Consider the following 19041-nt stretch of genomic DNA (forward strand, 5'->3'; position numbering starts at 1 on the left):
CGCCGGCGTTGATACCGCCAGCGTAATCGGCGGTATCAACGCCGGCGTCGACGCGATGCTGTCGATTCTGGCGGGCGACGCTGAGGAATGGCAGCGCAAGGCGGAGGTGCGCCGGGACGAGGCCGATCCTGGGCAGGTCGTCTTGTTCGTGATCCTGTTCCTGGTGATCCTCGTCGTGGTCTACCGGATGAACCGGGGCGGGCGCGGGCGCGGCGGCTTCGTCGTCATCCCGGGACCGTCCTCGGGTGGCTGGAGCGGCGGCGTCTCGGGCGGGTTCGACGGGGGCGGGTTTTCGGGCGGCGGCGGCTCGTCCGGCGGAGGAGGGGCCTCGGGTGACTGGTGAAGCGCGCGAACTCCTGAGCCGCGAGGCGCGCGAGCGTGTCGCCGAGGCGATTCGGCGGGCCGAGGCCGGCACGGCGGGCGAGATCGTCGTCCTGGTCTCGGCCCGGGCGGGCCTCTACCGATCGGCGCCGTTGCTCCTCGCCCTGGCCTGCGGGCTCGTCGCGCCGTGGCCGCTGATCCTCCTGACACCGTGGAGTGCCGCCACGATCGCGTTGGCGCAGGCCGGCCTCGTGCTGATCGCGATCCTCGCCTTCTCCCATCCGCGGGCTCGGCTCGCCCTGGTGCCCGGCGCGATCCGTCGGGCCCGAGCCCACGAGGCGGCCCAGCGCGAATTCTGCGCCCGTGGCCTGATCCAAACGCCCGGCCGCACCGGCGTGCTCATCTATCTGGCCCGCGCGGAAGGGCACGCGGAGATCGTCGCCGACCGGGGGGTGGCGGCACATGTCCCGTCCGAGGCCTGGGTGGGGGCGATCGATCCGCTCCTCGCCGCCCTGCGCCGGGGCGAGGCCGAGCGTGGGTTGATCGCGGCGGTCGAAGCGGTCGGAACCATTCTGGCGCGCGCGCTGCCGGCGGAAGCGGCGCCGGTCGACGCCCTCTCGAACCGGGTCATCCTTAGCGGTTGAGGGCGCATCGAGGTGCAACCGCGCGATGCGGCACCACAACGTCTCGTTCAAACGACGGGTTTTGAAACTTGCCGCCCCTGGCCCTTTCCATCGTTTCGCGCCAGAAGAACCCTTGACGATCTGCCATGAAGGACAGGTCGCTGGAGCGAGACGTCATGAGCGCGCTATCGAAGCACGGGCCCTGGGCCCTGGTGGGAGCGTTGGGGGCAGCCGCCCTCGCCATCGTCGCCACGAGTCGCGGCGAGAACGTGAATGCCCTCTGGATCGTGGTGGCAGCGGTCTGCGTCTACCTGATCGCCTACCGGTACTACTCGCTCTTCATCTCCGAAAAGGTCATGCGGCTCGACGATAGTCGCCGCACCCCCGCCCACGTACACAATGATGGGCTCGACTACGTTCCGACCAACCGCAACGTATTGTTCGGCCACCACTTCGCCGCCATCGCGGGCGCCGGCCCCCTGGTGGGCCCCGTGCTCGCCGCGCAGATGGGCTACCTGCCGGGCCTGCTCTGGATCCTGGCCGGCGTGGTACTCGCGGGCGCCGTGCAGGACTTCATGGTCCTGTTCATCTCGATGCGCCGCGACGGCCGCTCGCTGGGCGAGCTGATCCGCTCCGAGCTCGGCACGATCCCGGGTGTCATCGCCCTGTTCGGCACCTTCATGATCATGGTGATCCTGCTGGCCGTGCTGGCGATGATCGTCGTGAAGGCCCTGGCCGAGAGCCCCTGGGGCACCTTCACCGTCGCGGCGACCATCCCGATCGCGATGCTGATGGGCCTCTACGCCCGCTACATCCGCCCCGGTAAGGTCGGCGAGGTCTCGATCATCGGTTTCGTGCTCCTGATGCTCGCCATCGTGTATGGCGGCAACGTCGCGGCCGATCCCTACTGGGGTCCCTTCTTCACCTACACCGGCACGCAGCTGTGTTGGCTGCTGATCGGCTACGGCTTCGTCGCTTCGATCCTGCCGGTGTGGCTGCTGCTCGCCCCGCGCGACTACCTCTCGACCTTCCTGAAGATCGGCACGATCGTCGGCTTGGCGCTGGGCATCGCCTACGTCGCCCCGCACATGAAGATGCCGGCCGTGACCAAGTTCGTCGATGGCAGCGGGCCGGTCTGGGCCGGGTCGCTGTTCCCGTTCCTGTTCATCACCATCGCGTGCGGCGCGGTTTCGGGCTTCCACGCCCTGATCTCCTCGGGCACGAGCCCCAAGCTCATCGATCGTGAGTCAGACGCCCGCTTCATCGGCTACGGCGGCATGCTCATGGAGAGCTTCGTGGCCGTGATGGCGCTGGTCTCCGCCAGCGTGATCGAGCCGGGCATCTACTTCACCATGAACTCGCCCGCCGGCCTCGTTGGCACAACGCCGGAGAGCGCCGCCGCCGCGGTGACGAAGCTCGATCCAGCCTTCACGATCACGGCGGCCGAGATCGCCCAGACCGCCGTCGATGTCGGTGAGCATTCGATCATCTCCCGCGCCGGCGGAGCGCCGACCCTCGCGGTCGGTATGGCGCACATCATCTCCTCCGCTATCGGCGGCAAGACGATGATGGCGTTCTGGTATCACTTCGCGATCCTGTTCGAGGCCCTGTTCATCCTGACGGCCGTGGATGCCGGGACGCGGGCGGGACGTTTCATGCTGCAGGATCTGCTCGGCCTCGTCTCACCGAAGTTCAAGGACACCACGGCCTGGGCCCCCAGCATCCTGGCCACCGCCCTCTGCGTCGGCGCCTGGGGCTACTTCCTCTACCAGGGCGTCACCGATCCGCTCGGCGGCATCTACACCCTGTGGCCCCTGTTCGGCATCTCGAACCAGATGCTGGCGGCCGTCGCCCTGACGCTCGCCACCGTGGTGATCTTCAAGATGAAGCGCGAGCGCTACGCCTTCGTCACGATCATCCCAACCGTCTGGCTCTGCATCTGCACCCTGACCGCCGGCTGGCAGAAGATCTTCTCGGCAGACCCGAAAATCGGCTTCCTATCGCATGCCGATCGCTTCTCGGCGGCCATCGCCGAGAACAAGGTGCTGGCGCCGGCCAAGAACATGGCCGACATGCATAAGATCGTGTTCAACGACCGGATCGACGCCGCCCTCGCGGTCCTGTTCGTCGGCCTCGTGCTCGCCATCGCCACCTTCGGCGTCATGGCCTGCGTCAAGGCCTACCGGGCCGATCGCTGGACCGCCCTCGAGAGTGGCGGCCCATCGGTCGTCCCTGCGGAGTAAGCACCATGGCGCTGTCGTCGGCCGAATTGCGGGACCGTCTGAAGACCTTCTCGAAATGCGTCTGCGACGGCGCCCGTCTCATGGTCGGACAAGGCGACTACGAGGCCTACGCCGCCCATATCCGCAAGACCCACGCGGACCAGGAACCGATGACCGAGCGGGAGTTCTTCCGAAACCGGGAGAACGCCCGCTTCGGTGTCGGCAACCGCAGCGGGTTTCGCTGCTGCTAAAACAGACGCGCGACAATCTTCGTCAGACGATCTCGGACGTGATCGTGTCGGTGTGTCGCACGGATTCTTTATTCAAGGAGAAACAATCTCCCGTCATGGCTGATGCCGCGCGGCGCCCCGGCACCGCGGCGGCACGACCTGTGCGACCGCCTCAAGGGTCTGCGACGGAGACGGCATGGGGCTCGTTCAATACGCGCTGAAGTTCCGCATCACGATCTACGTGCTCGCCGTGCTGATGATGCTCGGTGGGGCGGCGGCGGTCGTGGTGGCGCCGAAGGACGTGCTGCCGAACGTCGATATCCCGGTGGTCGTGGTGGTGTGGACCTATAACGGTCTGTCGACCTCCGAGATGGAGCGTCGCATCACCACCTATGCCGAGTTCTCGCTCTCCAACAACGTGAACAACATCGCCCGGATGGAATCGACGACCCTGCAGGGCACGGCGATCCAGAAGATCTATTTCGACGGTTCGGTGAGCATCGATCTCGCCATCGCGCAGGTCGTCTCGGCGATGAACTCGATCCGCTCGACGATGCCGCCCGGCGTGCAGCCGCCCATCGTGCTGCGCTTCTCGGCCTCTTCGGTGCCGGTGATCCAGCTCGCGCTCTCCTCCGACCGCGAGAGCCTGACGAAGGTCTTCGACTACGCCCAGTACCGCATCCGCCAACGCCTGACCCAGGTACCGGGCTCGACCCTGCCGTCGCCCTTCGGCGGAACGCCCCGTCAGATCATGGTCGACCTCGACCTGCACGCGCTCCAGGCGCTGGGGCTCACGGCGCTGGACGTCACCAACGCGGTGACGGCCCAGAACCTGACGATCCCTTCCGGCCTCGCCAAGATCGGCGAGCAGCAATACCCGGTGCAGCTGAACGCGTCGCCGGAAGCCATCGACGCGCTGAACCAGATCCCCATCAAGGTCGTGGGCGGCCAGCCGATCCTGGTGCGCGACGTCGCCAACGTCCGCGACGGCGGCCCGCCGCAGGTCAACATCGTGCGCGCCGACGGCCTGCACTCGGTGCTGATGCGCATCTTCAAGAACGGCACCGCCTCGACCCTGGACGTGGTCAACAACGTGAAGAAGGCGCTGCCGGACATTCAGGCCGCCGCCCCGGAGGGCATGAGCCTGAAGCCGCTGTTCGACCAGTCGGTCTTCGTTTCCGCCGCCATCGAGGGTGTGATCCACGAGGCGATCATCGCGGCCGGCCTCACGGGCCTCACCATCCTGCTGTTCCTCGGGTCGTGGCGCTCCACCATCGTGGTGCTGGTCTCGATCCCGCTCTCGATCCTCACCTCGCTGGCGATCCTGGCGGCGCTTGGCGAGACCATCAACGTGATGACGCTCGGCGGCTTGGCACTGGCGGTCGGCATCCTCGTCGACGACGCCACCGTGGCGATCGAGAACACCTACCGGCTCTTCGAGGAGGGCGAGCCCTTCCGCAAGTCGGTGGTGGAGGGCGCGGCCGGCATCGCCAAACCCGCGCTGATTTCGACCCTGTCGATCTGCGCCGCCTTCGTCTCGGTCTTCGCCCTGACCGATACGCCGAAATACCTGTTCACCCCCCAGGCGCTCGCGGTCGTGTTCGCGATGCTCACCTCCTACATTCTCTCGCGCACCCTGGTGCCGGTGCTGATCGACGTGCTGGTCGCGCGGGAATACGACGCCAAGCACGGGGCCGGCGCCGAGCCGGCGCGCGGGCGGATCACGCGGGCCTTCGGCTGGATCGTCGGCCCCCTGTTCCGGCTGGCGGGCTGGTTCCGGCACGGCTTCGAGGCCCGCTTCACGCGTTTCCACCGCAGCTATCTCGGCCTCCTGCACGTCGTCATTGCCCACCGGATCGTCACCCTCGTCCTCGTGGCGGCGGTGTTCGCCACCACGGCGGGCCTCTTCGTGTTCGTGGGCCGGGACTACTTCCCGCAGGTGGCCTCCAGCCAGATGACTCTGCACCTGCGGACCCGCCCGGGCATGCGCATCGAGACGGCCGAGCAGGTCTTCGCCGAGGTCGAGAGCGTGGTTCGCGAAGTGATCCCCGAGGGCGAGATCGACCAGATCCTCGACAATATCGGCTTACCGGCGAACAACTACAATTTCGCGTTCTCGGACGGCTCGTTCGTCGCCTATAACGACGGCCAGATGCTCATCAACCTCAAGGAAGGTCACGGCCCGGTCGCGGATTACACAAAGCGCCTGCGTGAGGTGCTGCGCGAGCGCTTCCCCGACGTGGTCTTTTACTTCCAGCCCTCGGACATCATCACCCAAATCCTGAACTTCGGCACGCTGGCGCAGATCGATATCCAGGTCTCGGGCCGCAACACCGCCAAGGATCTGGAGGTCGCGCAGAACATCGTCCGCCGCCTCAAGGCCGTGCGGGGCGCCGTCGACGTGCACCTGCACCAGATCGTCGGCACGCCGCAATTCTTCGTGGACGTCGACCGCCGACTCGCCTCGGAGCTCGGGTTGACCCAGCAGCAGATCGCGCAGGGGCTGAACGTCTCCCTCTCGGGCTCCTTCCAGGTGACACCGAACTTCTGGACCGACCCGAAGACCGGCATCCCCTATCAGCTCTGGGTGCAGACTCCGGAATACCGCAACGATTCGCTGAGCGCGTTGCAGAACACGCCGCTCCTCGTCAACGGCGGCGCGGACGCGCCCGGCGTGCTGACCCTCCTGTCCAGCGTCTCGACCATGCGCCGCGAGGGGTCGCAGACGGTGATCAACCACGTCAACACGCAGCCGACCTTCAACATCTACGCCGCCGTGCAGGACAGTGACCTCGGCTCGGTGGCGAACGAGATCCGGCGGATCGTCGCCGACGAGCAGAAGGCCCTGCCGGCCCCCGACAAGATCACCGTGCGCGGCCAGATCGAGAACATGGAATCGGCGTTCTTCCGGCTCCAGGTCGGCCTCGCCATCGCCCTGGTGGCGGTCTACCTGCTGATGGCGGTGAACTTCCAGAGCTGGGGCGACCCCTTCGTGGTGCTGGCCGCCCTGCCGCTCGCCTTCTGCGGCATCGTCGCGAGCCTGTTCGTCACCGGCACGACGTTCTCGATTCCCTCGCTGTTCGGGGCGATCATGTCGGTGGGCATCGCATCCGCGAACTCGATCCTGCTGGTGACCTTCGCCAAGGAGCACCGCGAGGCGACGGGCTGCGGGGCCGTCGAGGCGGCGCTGCTGGCGGGCGAGACCCGGCTGCGGCCGGTGCTGATGACCGCCAGCGCGATGTTCCTTGGCCTGATCCCGATGGCGCTGGGCACGGGGGAGGGCGGCGAGCAGAACGCGGCGCTGGCCCGGGCGGTCATGGGCGGCATCGCGGTGGGCACGCCCGCGACGCTTTTGTTCGTCCCCTTCCTCTACACCCTGCTGCGCCGGGGCGAGGTCAAGCCGCTGGAGGATTACGCGTGAGCCGGGACGAGGAGGTGGGCGTTGTCACGGGGCAGACGCTTCGGCAGGGAATGGGACAGCCGTGACACATCCCAAGCGTGATCCGTCCGACATCCCGCCGCCGCCCGGCAAGGCGCCGTTCCTGCTGGTCGCCGTCGCGGCCCTCGGCCTCCTGGCCTGGGGTGGCTACGGCCAGACGCAGCGACGCGCCGCCGCCGCCGAGACCCAGCGTAAAGTGAACAGCTTCGTGCCGACGCTGCGCACCGCGACCGCGGAGCGCGCCGACAAGCCGATCGAGATCACCCTGCCGGGCCAGACGGACGCCTTCGCCAAGGCCGCCCTCTATGCGCGCGCCACCGGCTACATCGCCGAGCGCCGGGTCGACATCGGCAGCCGCGTTCGCCAGGGCGACATCCTGATGCGGATCGCCGCCCCCGACCTCGACCAGCAGCTGGCCCAGGCCGAGGCGCAGACGGGGCAGCTGGAAGCCGCGCTCCTTCAGGCGAAATCCATGGTCGACCAGGCCAAGGCCAACGTGAACCTCGCCAACGTCACCAACAACCGCACCACGACGCTCGCCGGCCAGGGCTGGGCCTCGAAGCAGAACGCGGACAATTCGCAGGCCAGCGTCCTGAGTCAGGCCGCGACCCTCGCTTCGGCGGAGGCCGGCGTGAAGGTCGCCCAGGCCAACATCAAGGCGCAGGCTGCCACCGTCGAGCGGCTGCGGGCCTTGACAGGCTTCAAGGACATCGTCGCCCCCTTCGACGGGGTGATCACCCAGCGCGGCGTCGATGTTGGGGACCTCGTCCATGCCGACGGCACCGGCACCGCACTTCTATCGATGGACCGCGACGACGTCCTGCGCGTGTCCGTCAACGTGCCCCAGAACGTCGCGGTTGGGGTCAAACCGGGCGTCGATGCCACGATCAAGGTGCCGCAGATGGCCGACAGGGCGTTCTCCGGCAAGGTCGCGCGCAGCTCCGTGGCGCTGCTCACCGCGTCGCGCACCCTCACCACGCAGGTCGACGTGCCGAACAAGGACGGCGCCCTCAGGGCCGGCCTCTACGTCTACGTGACCTTCAAGGTGCCGCGCACCGAGCCGAACGTCGTGGTCCCGGCCGAAAGCCTCGTCTTCAACCAGCGCGGCACCCAGGTCGCGGTGTCGCGCGACGACGGCACGGTGGCGTGGCACAGCGTCAAGATCCGGCGTGATCTCGGAACGACGGTCGAACTCGGCCAGGGCCTGGAGGGCGGCGAGGAGATCGTGCTGAGCCCCCCCGCCGACCTGCGCGACGGCCAGAAGATCGAGCGACAGCCGCCGCCGACTGACAACAAGCCGCTGAAATCGGCCGCGCGGTAGCCGTACCACCCGGTTGCGCCGACCGGCCGCGGCGTGGACAAGGCGGTCCCGGCGCCCTCGCGGCCCGCAGCGGACCCCGCCATGACGGCCCAGACCCAGCCAGACCTCGCGGACGGCGCCCGCGCGGCTTCGATCGCGGCCGCCATCACCTGCGTGGCGGTGGTGGGCATCGGCCTCAGCCTGACGATCCCGCTGCTCTCCATCGAGATGGAGCGCATGGGCGCGTCGAGCACGGTGATCGGCATCAACACCGCCGTGGCGGGGCTGGCGGCCATCGTCACGGTGCCGTTCGTGCCGCGTCTGGCCGCGCACATTGGAGTCGTGCGCCTGCTCCTCCTCGCCATCGCGGTCGGCGCCGCCTGCCTCGTGGCGTTCAAGCTCCTACCGGGCCTCGCCTGGTGGTTCGCCCTGCGCTTCGTGTTCTCGACGAGCCTCGGGGCGCTGTTCGTCCTGTCGGAATATTGGATCAACGCGGCGGCTCCGCCCGAACGGCGCGGGCTCGTGATGGGCATTTACGCCACGGTCCTGGCGTTGGGCTTCGCGGTCGGGCCGGCGCTGCTGGCACTCCTGGGCACCCGAGGGTTCGGACCCTACCTCGCCGGCGCGGCCCTCTTCCTTGCAGCGATGGTGCCGCTTCTCCTGGCGCGGCGGCTCTCGCCGGTGCTCGGGCCGGGCCGGACCCGCTCCTTCGCGGCCTACCTGCGCCTGGCGCCCGCCGCCACCCTCGCGGCCCTGACCTACGGCGCCGTGGAGACGGGGGGATTCGCGATCCTGCCCCTCTACGGGCTGCGTCTCGGCTACGACGCCGAGACCGCGGCGGGTCTCGTCAGCGCGCTGGCGCTGGGTAACGTTCTGTTCCAGATCCCGTTCGGCTGGCTCGCCGACCGGATGGACCGTCGCCGCGTCCTACTGATGGCGGGCCTCGGGGGAGCCCTCGGATCGAGCCTGATCCCCCTGGCTTCCGCCTCGTTTCCGGCGCTGCTGGTCCTGCTGTTCCTGTGGGGCGGCATCGCCGGCACTCTCTACACGGTAGGCCTCGCCCATCTCGGGGCGACAGTGCGTGGGCCGGAGCTCGCGGGTGCCAACGCCGCCTTCGTGGTGCTCTACAATGTCGGGCTGATGCTCGGGCCGCCGATCATCGGCGGAGGCATGGATCTGCTCCCGCCACAGGGCTTCGCCTACAGCCTCTGCCTCCTCTTCCTCGCCTATGCGGGAGTCGTGGGCGTGCGCCTCGTTCAGCGGCCCCGTGCGTGAGGCGCCTTGACGAATCCCGGCGATTGGGGCAATCACGCGCCGGTATTCAGCCGGCCATCGCCGGCCCTTTTGCGTTTCGCTGATGCGGAATGCCGCGATCACAGGAGCGCCGCGTCCATGGCCAAGGCCGTCACCGTTAAAGTCAAGCTGATCTCGACCGCCGATACGGGCTACTTCTACGTCACGAAGAAGAACTCCCGCACGCAGACCGAGAAGCTGTCCATGAAGAAGTACGACCCCGTCGTGCGCAAGCACGTCGACTTCAAGGAAACCAAGATCAAGTAAGTCCGGCGGCGCGCCTGCCGCGCCGTACTGGCCGTCGGGCCGCTTCTCCGGGAGGAGGGGCGGCCTTTTCGTTGTTAAGGGGTCCTCGGAACGGCCCGGCGCTCGATATGACGCCGGGTTCGGCGATGCAGGGCCGAACGCCTCCTCGCTCGGGATCACTCCATGGCTGACGATCTGGCCCATTCCTACGACGTCGACCTGTTCGTCATCGGCGGCGGCTCCGGGGGCGTGCGCGCCGCGCGGATCGCGGCCGGCCACGGCGCACGCGTGCAGCTCGCCGAGGAGTATCGGGTCGGCGGCACCTGCGTGATCCGGGGCTGCGTGCCCAAGAAGCTGATGGTCTATGCCGGGCGCTTCGCCGACGAGTTCGCGGATGCGGCGGGCTTCGGCTGGGATGTGCCCGCGCCGCGCTTCGATTGGCGCGTGCTGAAGGCGCGCCGCGACGCCGAGGTGGCCCGGTTGGAGGGGATCTACGACACCAACCTCGGCAAGGCGGGCGTCACCGTCGTGGCCGATCGCGCCGTGATCGAGGACGCCCACACGGTGCGGCTGGTCGGCGCGGACAAGCGCGTGACCGCCCGTTTCATCCTCATCGCGGTGGGGGCCGAGCCGGTCAAGGAGCCGCTGATCCCCGGTGCCGAACTCGCGATCACCTCGAACGAGGTGTTCGAGCTCGAGACCCTGCCGGAGCGGATCCTTGTGGTCGGCGGCGGCTACATCGCGGTGGAATTCGCCGGGGTGTTCGCGCATCTGGGCGCGCGCACCACCCTGCTGCACCGGGGCGACAAGCTCCTGCGCGGCTTCGATGAGGAGGTGCGCGACGCCCTCGACGCGGCCTGCGCACACCGCATGGACCTGCGCCTCAACCGGATGGTGGAGCGCCTGGACAAGGTGGAGAACGGCATCCGAGCGACCCTCGACGACGGCACGATTCTGGAGGTCGACCAAGTTCTGACCGCCACAGGTCGACGCCCCAAGATCTCCGGCCTCGGACTGGACGCCGTCGGCATCGAGCCGGATGCCCGGGGGGCGATCCCCGTCGACGCGTATTCTCAGACGAAGGTCCCGTCGATCTACGCCGTGGGCGACGTCACCGACCGCGCGGCCCTTACCCCGATCGCCATCCGTGAGGGCCATGCCTTCGCCGACACGGTGTTCGGGAACAAGCCCTGGTGCGTCGATCACGGCCTCATCCCGACCGCCGTGTTCTCGACCCCCGAGATCGGCGTCGTCGGTCACAACGAGGACGTGGCGCGCAAGCATTTCGGCGCCATCGACGTCTACCGCTCCAGCTTCCGCCCCATGAAGGCGACCCTGTCGGGACGCGACGAGCGGGTGCTGATGAAGGTGATCGTCGACTGCGCCAGCGACCGTGTAGTCGGCGTGCACGTGGTCGGGCACGATGCCGGCGAGATCATCCAGGCGGTCGGCATCGCCGTGACCATGGGTGCCACGAAGGCGGATTTCGACCGCACCATCGCGGTCCACCCGACGGCCGGGGAAGAACTCGTCACCATGCGCAGCCCCGTCGTGACGAAGCACCCGGTCGGCGTCGGCTAGGGACGGACGTATTCCGGGGCCGCTTCACCCCGGCGGCCACTTGAAATCGTCGGCCCGGCCAGGCTGGGGCAGGGGGACCGCACCCCGCATCAGGGCGCGCTCCACCGTGCCGGATGGGTCGGTGTCGCGCGGGCGTCCGCTCACCAGCGTGCCGCCGGGCGTCACCTCGGCGCGGCCGAGGGGCACCACGGGGCCGGCGAGGGGCTTGACCGGCAGAGCAGGGATTCCGGGCGGCTCGGGCAGGCTCGGCAGCATGGCGGTGATCTGGCGGTCGATCGAGGCCGCGTCGTCGAGCTTGGGCGCCTCGCCCAGCGGGGCCGGGGGCGGCGCGGCCGCGATGGCCGGGACCGCGGCCGGGGCGGCCGTTCCCGTGCCCATCAGGCGCTTCAGTTCGACATCGGCGAAATGCGCCATCTTGCGCGCGCCCGCCTTGGTGAAATGCACGCCGTCCGCCGTGCGCAACTTCGCGTCCTGCCCCTCCAGGTCTGGACCGGTGGCGGTGTAGCGGTTGCGATCGTCGACGAAGGCGGGCCAAATATCCACGTAGGTCTGCCCGGCCTTGGTCACGCGCTCGCGGATGATCTCGTTGAGGGCCGCGATATCCTTCAACAGGGATTCGCTGCGCATCGGCGGGGCGCCGACCCAGATCACCGGCACCTTCTGGTCCGCGAAGACCTTGACGAGGGTGTCCACGCGCTCCGCGTAGACGGCGCGCCAGCGGTCGCCGAGGGGCTCCAGGGTCTGGTCGCCCTCGCGGATGGGCTGGCGGTCGTTCGCGCCGAGCATGACGAGGGCGTAGCTGGTCTTCGGGTTGGTCTTCAGAAACTCCTCGGCGGCTTTAGGCCAATCGACCACGTCCTTGCGCACGAGGCCGCTATCGGCCTTCGAACGGTCGATGACGCCGATCTCGGCATTGTCCTCGAAGACGTTGGAGAGGCCGCTGCCGAGATGGCCCGCCAGCGTGTCGCCGAACACCGCGATCCGCGTGGTCGGCTCCGCCTTCGGCACGACCGGTTTCGGCTGGGCGACGACGGGGGCCGGGCGTGGGCGGCGGCGCGGCGGCCGCGCCTCCTCGCGGGAGCCACGCGGGTCGTCTGCGTAGGAGCGGGGGCGGGGCGCCTGGGGGCGGGCGCTCGGCACCGGCGCGGGCTGGGCCTGCTGCGGCCGGTCCTCCCAAGGCCAGTAGAACTGCCGAGGCGCTTCCTGCGGCGGCGGCGCGTAGCGACGGGCCGCCGAGCGCCCGCCGTACCCGCTGTCGTCGCGATAATAGTCGCGGGCGCGGCGGCGCGGGGAATCATAATCGCTACCCCGGGGCGCGTCGTAGGAATCGCCCCATTGCGCCCGGGCCGGATCGCCCGCCGCGAACACGGCGAAGACGCCCGCGAGGGCACAGAGCGTCAGGAAACACCGGGCCGCGCGTGCTGCCGGCAAGGTCATGGAACGCCTCACGCTTCTGACCGGCGAGCCGATCGATGCCCCCACCTTAGACGACGACGCGGCGCAGGTCTAAAGGTTGCCCCCGATGCGGGCCAGCAGGGCGGGCGTCGCGTAGCCGTCCGCCGGAAGTCCCTCGGCGATCTGGAACTGACGCACGGCCTCTCGCAGCTTCGGTCCGGCCCGGCCGTCCGCCTCGCCCGCATAGAGGCCGCGCGCCGCCAGGGCCGCCTGCAGGGCCTGGAGGCCCGCCTTATCCAGGCGCGGGGCCTTGATCGGCCACGGCGCGGCCAGCGCCGGCGCGCCGGCCAGCCTGTCGGCGAGGTGGCCGACGGCGAGCGCGTAGGAATCCGAGGTGTTGTAGGCCCGCACGACCTCGAAATTGTCGGTGATCAGGAAGACCGGGCCGCCGAGCCCCCCGGGCAGGAACAGGCTGGCGTTGCCCGCCCCCGGCAGCGCCTTGCCGTCGGTGCGGCGCACGCCGCGCCGAGCGAAGTCCGAGAGATCGCCGCGATACCGGCTGAGATCGAAGTCGCGGGGCAGAGCGACCTCATAGCCCCAGGACAGGGCGGGGTTCCACCCCAGCGTCTTCAGGTAGGTGCCGATCGAGGCCAGGGCATCGGCCTCCGAACCCCAGATGTCGCGGTGCCCGTCGCCGTCGAGATCCACCGCATGGGCGAGGAAGCTCGAGGGGAGGAACTGCACCTGACCCATGGCGCCGGCCCAGGAGCCCTTCATGCGCTCGGGCGTGATGTCGCCGCGCTGAAGGATCGCGAGGGCGGCCAGGAGTTCGTCGCGGAACAGGGTGCCGCGGAACCGGGCCTCCGCCAGGGTCGCCAGGGCGCGAATGGTCGAGACCGTGCCGCCGCTGGCCCCGAAATCCGATTCGACGCCCCAGATCGCCAGCACCATCCAGCGCGGCACGCCGATGCGCGCCTCGATGGCCGCGAGTGTCGTCGCGAGCCGCGCCGCCTGGGCCTTCCCCCGGGCGATCCGGGCGGGTGAGACTGCCCCCACGAGGTAATCCCAGACCGGACGCCCGAACTCGCTCTGCCGGCGCGTACGGGCCAGGATGTCCGGGTCGGGTTCGCTGATCCCCGCGAAGGCGGCATCGAAGGTGGATCGCGAGATCCCGCGCGCCTCCGCGTCCGGCCGCAGGGCCTCGACGAAGGCCCTGAAGCGCGCCTTCTCTTCGGGCGTCGCCGCGGCCGCACTGGCCTTGGCGGATTGCGGGGCGGCACCGGCCGGCGCCCCAAGCCCGAGCGCGCCGGCCAGGACCAGGGCCGGGACAATCCTCACGTGCGGTTGCGCCGGGTCAGGGCCTCTTCCCAGGCGAAGGCCTGCGCGACGATCGCATCGAGATCGTCGTTCTTCGGCGACCAGCCGAGGTCGCGGATGCGCTGGGCCTCGGCGATGATCTGGGCCGGGTCTCCGGGTCGGCGCGGCGACAGCCGGACCTCGAAATCCCGGCCGGAGACGCGCTTGACCACCTCGATCACCTCCAGCACCGAGTAGCCCCGGCCGTAGCCGCAATTCAGGGTCAGGCTCTCGCCGCCGGAACGCAGGTGGTTCAAGGCCACGCGATGGGCCTCGGCAAGGTCGGAAACCTGGATGTAGTCGCGCAGGCACGATCCGTCCCGGGTGGGATAATCGGTGCCGAACACCTCGAGATGCGTGCGCTGGCCGAGGGCCGCCTGGGTCGCCACCTTGATCAGGTGCGTGGCGTTCGGGGTCGACTGTCCGGTGCGGCCGCGCGGGTCGGCCCCCGCCACGTTGAAGTAGCGCAGGATCACGTAGGAGAAGCCGTGCGCCTTGGCGGCGTCGGCGATCATCCACTCGCTCATCAGCTTCGAGCGGCCGTAAGGATTGATCGGCGCGGGCAGGAGGTTCTCCGGCACCGGCACGGTCTCGGGCTCGCCGTAAACGGCGGCGGTGGAGGAGAAAATGACGTGCTTGACCCCACAGCGCACCGCCGTCTCGATCAACGCGCGGGTCTTCACCGTGTTGGCGAGGTAGTAGTGCAGGGGATCGGCCACGGAGTCCGGCACGACGATCCGCGCGGCAAAATGCGCGATCGCGTCGATGCGATGCTGGAGGATGATCTCGGTCACCAAGGACTGGTCGGCGACGTCGCCCACGACCAGCCGAACTTCCGGCGGCAGGGCCCAGTCGAAGCCCGTCGAGAGGTCGTCGAGGACGACGATTTCCTCGTGGCCGGCATCCAGCAGTGCCAGAACCATGTGGCTGCCGATATAGCCGGCCCCGCCCGTTACCAGAACCGCCATCAGACACGCTCCCCAATCGTAACATCGCCGATATATCGGAAAACCGGCTTCTCGGTTATGCCCGTCCGGTCAATGGCGATGCTGTCCGGGTTTAGGCGCGGCTGCATTGAAGGTTCGTCAATCCATTCCGGGTTCTTCTCACTTTCCTCGTTACCGGGTCCCGCTCGATGAAACCGATTCGCAAAGCCGTCCTGCCCGTCGCCGGCTTGGGCACACGCTTTCTCCCGGCCACCAAGGCCGTGCCGAAGGAGATGCTCACCGTCGTCGACCGGCCCGTGGTCCAGCACGTCGTCGACGAGGCCCGTGAAGCCGGCATCGAGCACTTCATCTTCGTGACAGGTCGCGGCAAGGCGGTGATCGAGGACCATTTCGACGTCGCCTTCGAGCTCGACCGGATGCTCCAGGAGCGTGGCAAGACCGCGGCCTACGAGGAACTCAAGCGCGATCTGCCGGCCGCCGGCCAGACCAGCTTCACCCGCCAGCAGGCCCCTCTCGGCCTCGGCCACGCGGTCTGGTGCGCCCGCGAGATCGTGGGCGACGAGCCTTTCGCGGTGCTGCTGCCCGACATGCTCAGCCGCGGCTGCATGCAGCAGATGCTCTCGGCCTACGAGCGCCATGGCGGAAACGTGATCGCGGTCGAGGAGGTGAAGCCCGAGGAGACCCACCAGTACGGGATCGTCGGCGTCGGCCAGACCTTCGGTCAGACCTTCGAGATCAACGGCATGGTGGAGAAACCCAAGGCCGGCACCGCCCCCTCGAACTTCATCATCTCTGGGCGCTACATCCTCCAGCCCGAGATCTTCGACATCCTCTCGGCCGGCGAGACCGGCGCGGGCGGGGAGATCCAGCTCACCGATGCGATGATCAAGCTCGCCAAGGACCAGGCGTTCTTCGGCATGCATTACCAGGGCAGGACCTACGACACCGGGTCGAAGCTCGGATTCCTGACCGCGAACATCGCTTACGCGCTGGAGCGCAAGGACCTCGCCGATGCTCTGAAAGCCGAGATCGCCCAACTCCTCGCGGACCATTGAGGGGCCTCCGGGCAACGACCCAACCGGGGCCAGGAAACGGGATGCGCTGGACGCGCAGGGGGCATGCCGGAGAAAATGTCGAACCGGTCGCATGACGCTCTTGTCTTTGGTGCGTTGCAGCTTAGATTGTGCATTGCAGGATCGCGATGGCGTCGCGGTTCGGCAGCCCTTCTTGGGCGTTTCCTCCCTAGACTTCGGGCCGCTCTTCGGAGCGGCCTTTTTTTGTCCCAACCCGCGCCTAGGCTGCCGGGGACGGGGAGGCACGGCATGGAACACCGGACGACGGCCGCCAGCGCGGCGCGGCTCTGGCCACCGTTGGCGCGCTTCGTCGCGGCGGAGGCGCACGTCGGGGCCTGGGCGCAGGCGCGAGGACCCTGGGTCGCCGGGGGCTACGAGTTTCTGCGCTTCGGGATCAAGCAGGGCTGGGCCTGTCTCTTCGGCGGCCTGCTCTGCGCGGCCCTGATCGGCAGCTACCTGTTCTATCCGCCCGACGCGGCCCTGAGCCGCTACGACGCGCTCACCCTCGCGGCCATCGCCATCCAGGCCGGCTTGCTGCTCGCGCGGATGGAGACCTGGGAGGAGGCGAAGATCATCGCCCTCTATCACGTGGTCGGTACGGTGATGGAGGTGTTCAAGACCAGCGTGGGGTCGTGGATCTACCCGGAGGCGAGCCTCCTGCGGATCGCGGGCGTGCCCCTGTTCACGGGCTTCATGTATGCCAGCGTCGGGTCATACATCGCGCGCGTCTGGCGCCTGTTCGATTTCCAGTTCACGCACCATCCGCGCCTGCGTTCCACGCTGCCGCTGGCCGGGGCGATCTACCTGAACTTCTTCAGCCACCATGTGGTCTGGGACATGCGGTTCGCGCTGTTCGCCGCGACCGCGCTGCTGTTCGGCCGGACCTGGGTGTACTTCAAGGTCTGGCGGGTCCACCGCCGCATGCCGCTGCTGCTGGGCTTCGGCCTCGTGGCTGTGTTCATCTGGATCGCCGAGAACATCGGCACCTACACACGGGTCTGGCTCTATCCGGCGCAGGTGGCCGGCTGGGCCCCGGTGCCCTGGCAGAAATTCGGGTCGTGGTTCCTGCTGATGATCGTCTCGTACGTGCTGGTGACGCTCGTGAGCCGGCCGCGGGAGTTCCGGCGGTCGGCTCGCGAAGCGTGCGGCGCCGAGACGGCGCCGACCTGCGGGCTTCAGTTCAGGTAGGTCCGGATCCAGTTCGGGGACAGGACCTCGCCGTCCTCGGTGATGATCCAGGGCTGCTTGGCCGGGTCCGAGAGGGCGCCGGCCGCGGCCTCGATGGCCTCGCGCAGGGTGCGGTAGCGCGCGGGCTGGGCCAGCGGCGCCGGAACCGGAGCGGTACGCCAGATCGTCAGATCGGCGGGACGTTCCAGGGCTTGGGTTTCCATGAGTCTCATTCCTTCAATCGTGGGCGTGGGGTCCCGCGATGCCGTCGTTCGGCCGAAGACCTCTAGGACCTCGAACCTGAACGTTTGCTGCAGGGCACCATTCGGGGGGAAAGGAAGCATCACTAAGGCAACTTTGCGGTCGTTTCAGGCACGTCCGAAATGATCGTCCGAGCTTGAACCATCCTCGTCTCTCGCACGCACCAGCAATGCTGATGAGCGCGCAGAATATGGCTGCTTTTGGACGGTTCCCCCTGATAGATCGACGTATAGGCGCTGGTGCGATGCGCCGGTTTTATCTTTGGCCATCTCGGGTTTCGGTGTGCTGACGCACCCCCGACCCCGTGATGGGACCGATCCAGTTGAAGGGCATTGCGTCACCGACCAGTTAATGCGCACGCGGTGCGATACGGTTTTCGCCGCATGGTGAAGGGGATGTCACATGTCCGACCGGTACCCGGCCGCTCGGTCGCCGGATCGCTTCCTGAGGTGGGCGGCCGGCGCGGCACTGGTCCTGCTCGCGCTCTACGTGGCGCAGCCCTACGTCAACGGCTTCCTCTATGCCGCGCAGACCCCGCGCGCCGTCACGGCGCGGGGTGACCTCGCGCCCGCCGAGACGGCGACGGTGGATCTCTTCGCCCGGGCAAGCCCCTCGGTGGTGCATGTGTTCGCCCAGGCCGCCGCGCAGGGGCGGGCCCTGATGGGCGTCGAGGGCGAGGGGGCCGAGCAGGGTAACGGCTCGCAGACCGGCACGGGCTTCATCTGGGACGCGGCCGGGCACGTGGTGACCAACAACCACGTGGTGGCGGGGGCCGCGCAGAGTGGGGGCTCCATCGCGGTGCGCCTCTCCTCCGGCGAGGTCGTCTCCGCCAGCGTGGTGGGTACCGCGCCGAGCTACGACCTCGCGGTCCTGCGCCTCGGTCGCACCGGCGCGGCCCTGAGGCCCCTGGCGCTGGGCACCTCCGCCGACCTCAAGGTCGGGCAATCGACCTACGCCATCGGCAATCCGTTCGGCCTCGACCATACCTTGACCACGGGCGTGATCAGCGCCCTTCAGCGCCGCCTGCCCACAGGGGAGGGGCGCGAGCTCTCGGGCGTCATCCAGACGGACGCGGCGATCAACCCGGGCAATTCCGGCGGCCCCCTGCTCGACTCCGCCGGGCGCCTGATCGGCGTGAACACCGCGATCTACTCGCCGTCGGGCACCAGCGCGGGCATCGGCTTCGCGATTCCCGTCGACGTGGTGAACCGGGTCGTGCCGGAACTCATCCGGAACGGGCGCACCCGCAATCCCGGGATCGGTATCATCGCCGGACAGGAGGCCACCGCCGCCCGCCTCGGCATCGACGGCGTCGTGATCCTGCGCGTCCTGCGGGGCTCGCCGGCCGCCGCCGCCGGCCTGCGCGGAGTCGATCCACAGACCGGCGAGATCGGCGACATCATCGTGGGCGCCGGGGACCGGCCCGTTCACCGCCTCGCCGACCTGACCGCGGCGATGGAGGCGGCCGGCCTCGGCACCTCGGTGGATCTGATGGTGGAGCGCGATGGCCGAACCCGCCGGGTCCGGGTCACGACCACCGACGTCGCGGAGACGCGCCTCTGAACCCGGCGGCCTCGTCAGGGGCGG

The 19041-nt window shown here is 68.8% G+C and carries 15 protein-coding genes and 1 pseudogene; 12 read left to right on the forward strand and 4 right to left on the reverse strand.

Annotated elements, in window-relative coordinates:
* From MFF30_RS01440 to gor, 9 genes and pseudogenes are all read left to right on the forward strand, one after another.
* Window positions 1-343, forward strand: a pseudogene (locus MFF30_RS01440) (TPM domain-containing protein); the annotation flags it as partial.
* Window positions 333-965, forward strand: coding sequence for a TPM domain-containing protein (locus MFF30_RS01445; protein ID WP_238275627.1), 633 nt, complete (start codon window positions 333-335; stop codon window positions 963-965). The pseudogene MFF30_RS01440 and the gene MFF30_RS01445, both read left to right, overlap by 11 nt.
* Window positions 966-1120: 155 nt before the next feature.
* Window positions 1121-3187: a carbon starvation CstA family protein gene (locus MFF30_RS01450; protein WP_238275702.1), complete on the forward strand. Its 2067-nt coding sequence runs from the start codon at window positions 1121-1123 to the stop codon at window positions 3185-3187.
* Between the two features lie 5 nt (window positions 3188-3192).
* On the forward strand, window positions 3193-3417 hold the full coding sequence (locus MFF30_RS01455; protein ID WP_238275628.1) for a YbdD/YjiX family protein: 225 nt from the start codon (window positions 3193-3195) through the stop codon (window positions 3415-3417).
* A 175-nt stretch (window positions 3418-3592) separates the two neighbouring features.
* Entirely contained in the window at window positions 3593-6817 is a 3225-nt protein-coding gene (locus MFF30_RS01460; protein WP_238275629.1) for an efflux RND transporter permease subunit, read from the forward strand.
* A gap of 61 nt (window positions 6818-6878) precedes the next feature.
* A complete protein-coding gene (locus tag MFF30_RS01465) occupies window positions 6879-8156 on the forward strand; it encodes an efflux RND transporter periplasmic adaptor subunit (protein ID WP_238275630.1) in 1278 nt (425 codons plus the stop codon).
* Between the two features lie 81 nt (window positions 8157-8237).
* Entirely contained in the window at window positions 8238-9410 is a 1173-nt protein-coding gene (locus tag MFF30_RS01470) for an MFS transporter (protein WP_238275632.1), read from the forward strand.
* 117 nt (window positions 9411-9527) lie between these two features.
* Window positions 9528-9695 carry a 50S ribosomal protein L33 gene (rpmG, locus tag MFF30_RS01475; protein WP_018044575.1) on the forward strand — a complete coding sequence of 56 codons (168 nt, stop codon included), beginning with the start codon at window positions 9528-9530 and terminating at the stop codon, window positions 9693-9695.
* Between the two features lie 162 nt (window positions 9696-9857).
* Window positions 9858-11255, forward strand: coding sequence for a glutathione-disulfide reductase (gor, locus tag MFF30_RS01480; protein ID WP_238275635.1), 1398 nt, complete (start codon window positions 9858-9860; stop codon window positions 11253-11255).
* Between the two features lie 24 nt (window positions 11256-11279).
* Here the strand turns inward: gor and MFF30_RS01485 are convergent, their stop codons facing one another.
* The 3 genes from MFF30_RS01485 to galE all read right to left on the reverse strand — a co-directional run bounded on the left by MFF30_RS01485 (window position 11280) and on the right by galE (window position 14974).
* Window positions 11280-12692: an SGNH/GDSL hydrolase family protein gene (locus MFF30_RS01485; RefSeq protein WP_238275637.1), complete on the reverse strand. Its 1413-nt coding sequence runs from the start codon at window positions 12690-12692 to the stop codon at window positions 11280-11282.
* A 69-nt stretch (window positions 12693-12761) separates the two neighbouring features.
* Window positions 12762-13964, reverse strand: a complete 1203-nt coding sequence (locus MFF30_RS01490) for a lytic murein transglycosylase (protein WP_373320822.1) — start codon at window positions 13962-13964, stop codon at window positions 12762-12764.
* A 20-nt stretch (window positions 13965-13984) separates the two neighbouring features.
* Entirely contained in the window at window positions 13985-14974 is a 990-nt protein-coding gene (gene galE / locus MFF30_RS01495; RefSeq protein WP_238275641.1) for a UDP-glucose 4-epimerase GalE, read from the reverse strand.
* A 167-nt stretch (window positions 14975-15141) separates the two neighbouring features.
* Between galE and galU the strand changes: the two genes are divergently transcribed.
* Together galU and MFF30_RS01505 are read left to right on the forward strand one after the other, a co-directional pair.
* Window positions 15142-16008: a UTP--glucose-1-phosphate uridylyltransferase GalU gene (gene galU, locus MFF30_RS01500; protein ID WP_238275644.1), complete on the forward strand. Its 867-nt coding sequence runs from the start codon at window positions 15142-15144 to the stop codon at window positions 16006-16008.
* A gap of 267 nt (window positions 16009-16275) precedes the next feature.
* Window positions 16276-17214 carry a DUF817 domain-containing protein gene (locus MFF30_RS01505; protein WP_238275645.1) on the forward strand — a complete coding sequence of 313 codons (939 nt, stop codon included), beginning with the start codon at window positions 16276-16278 and terminating at the stop codon, window positions 17212-17214.
* Here the strand turns inward: MFF30_RS01505 and MFF30_RS01510 are convergent.
* Complete coding sequence (locus MFF30_RS01510; protein WP_055953370.1) at window positions 17202-17417, reverse strand: hypothetical protein; 216 nt, start codon at window positions 17415-17417, stop codon at window positions 17202-17204. The genes MFF30_RS01505 and MFF30_RS01510 overlap by 13 nt on opposite strands.
* 439 nt (window positions 17418-17856) lie before the next feature.
* On the opposite strand from MFF30_RS01510, the gene MFF30_RS01515 reads away from it, so the two are divergent.
* Window positions 17857-19017, forward strand: coding sequence for a S1C family serine protease (locus MFF30_RS01515; protein ID WP_238275647.1), 1161 nt, complete (start codon window positions 17857-17859; stop codon window positions 19015-19017).
* Window positions 19018-19041 lie beyond the last annotated feature (24 nt).

Origin of the sequence: Methylobacterium goesingense, assembly GCF_022179225.1 — a bacterium.
Classification (GTDB): domain Bacteria; phylum Pseudomonadota; class Alphaproteobacteria; order Rhizobiales; family Beijerinckiaceae; genus Methylobacterium; species Methylobacterium goesingense.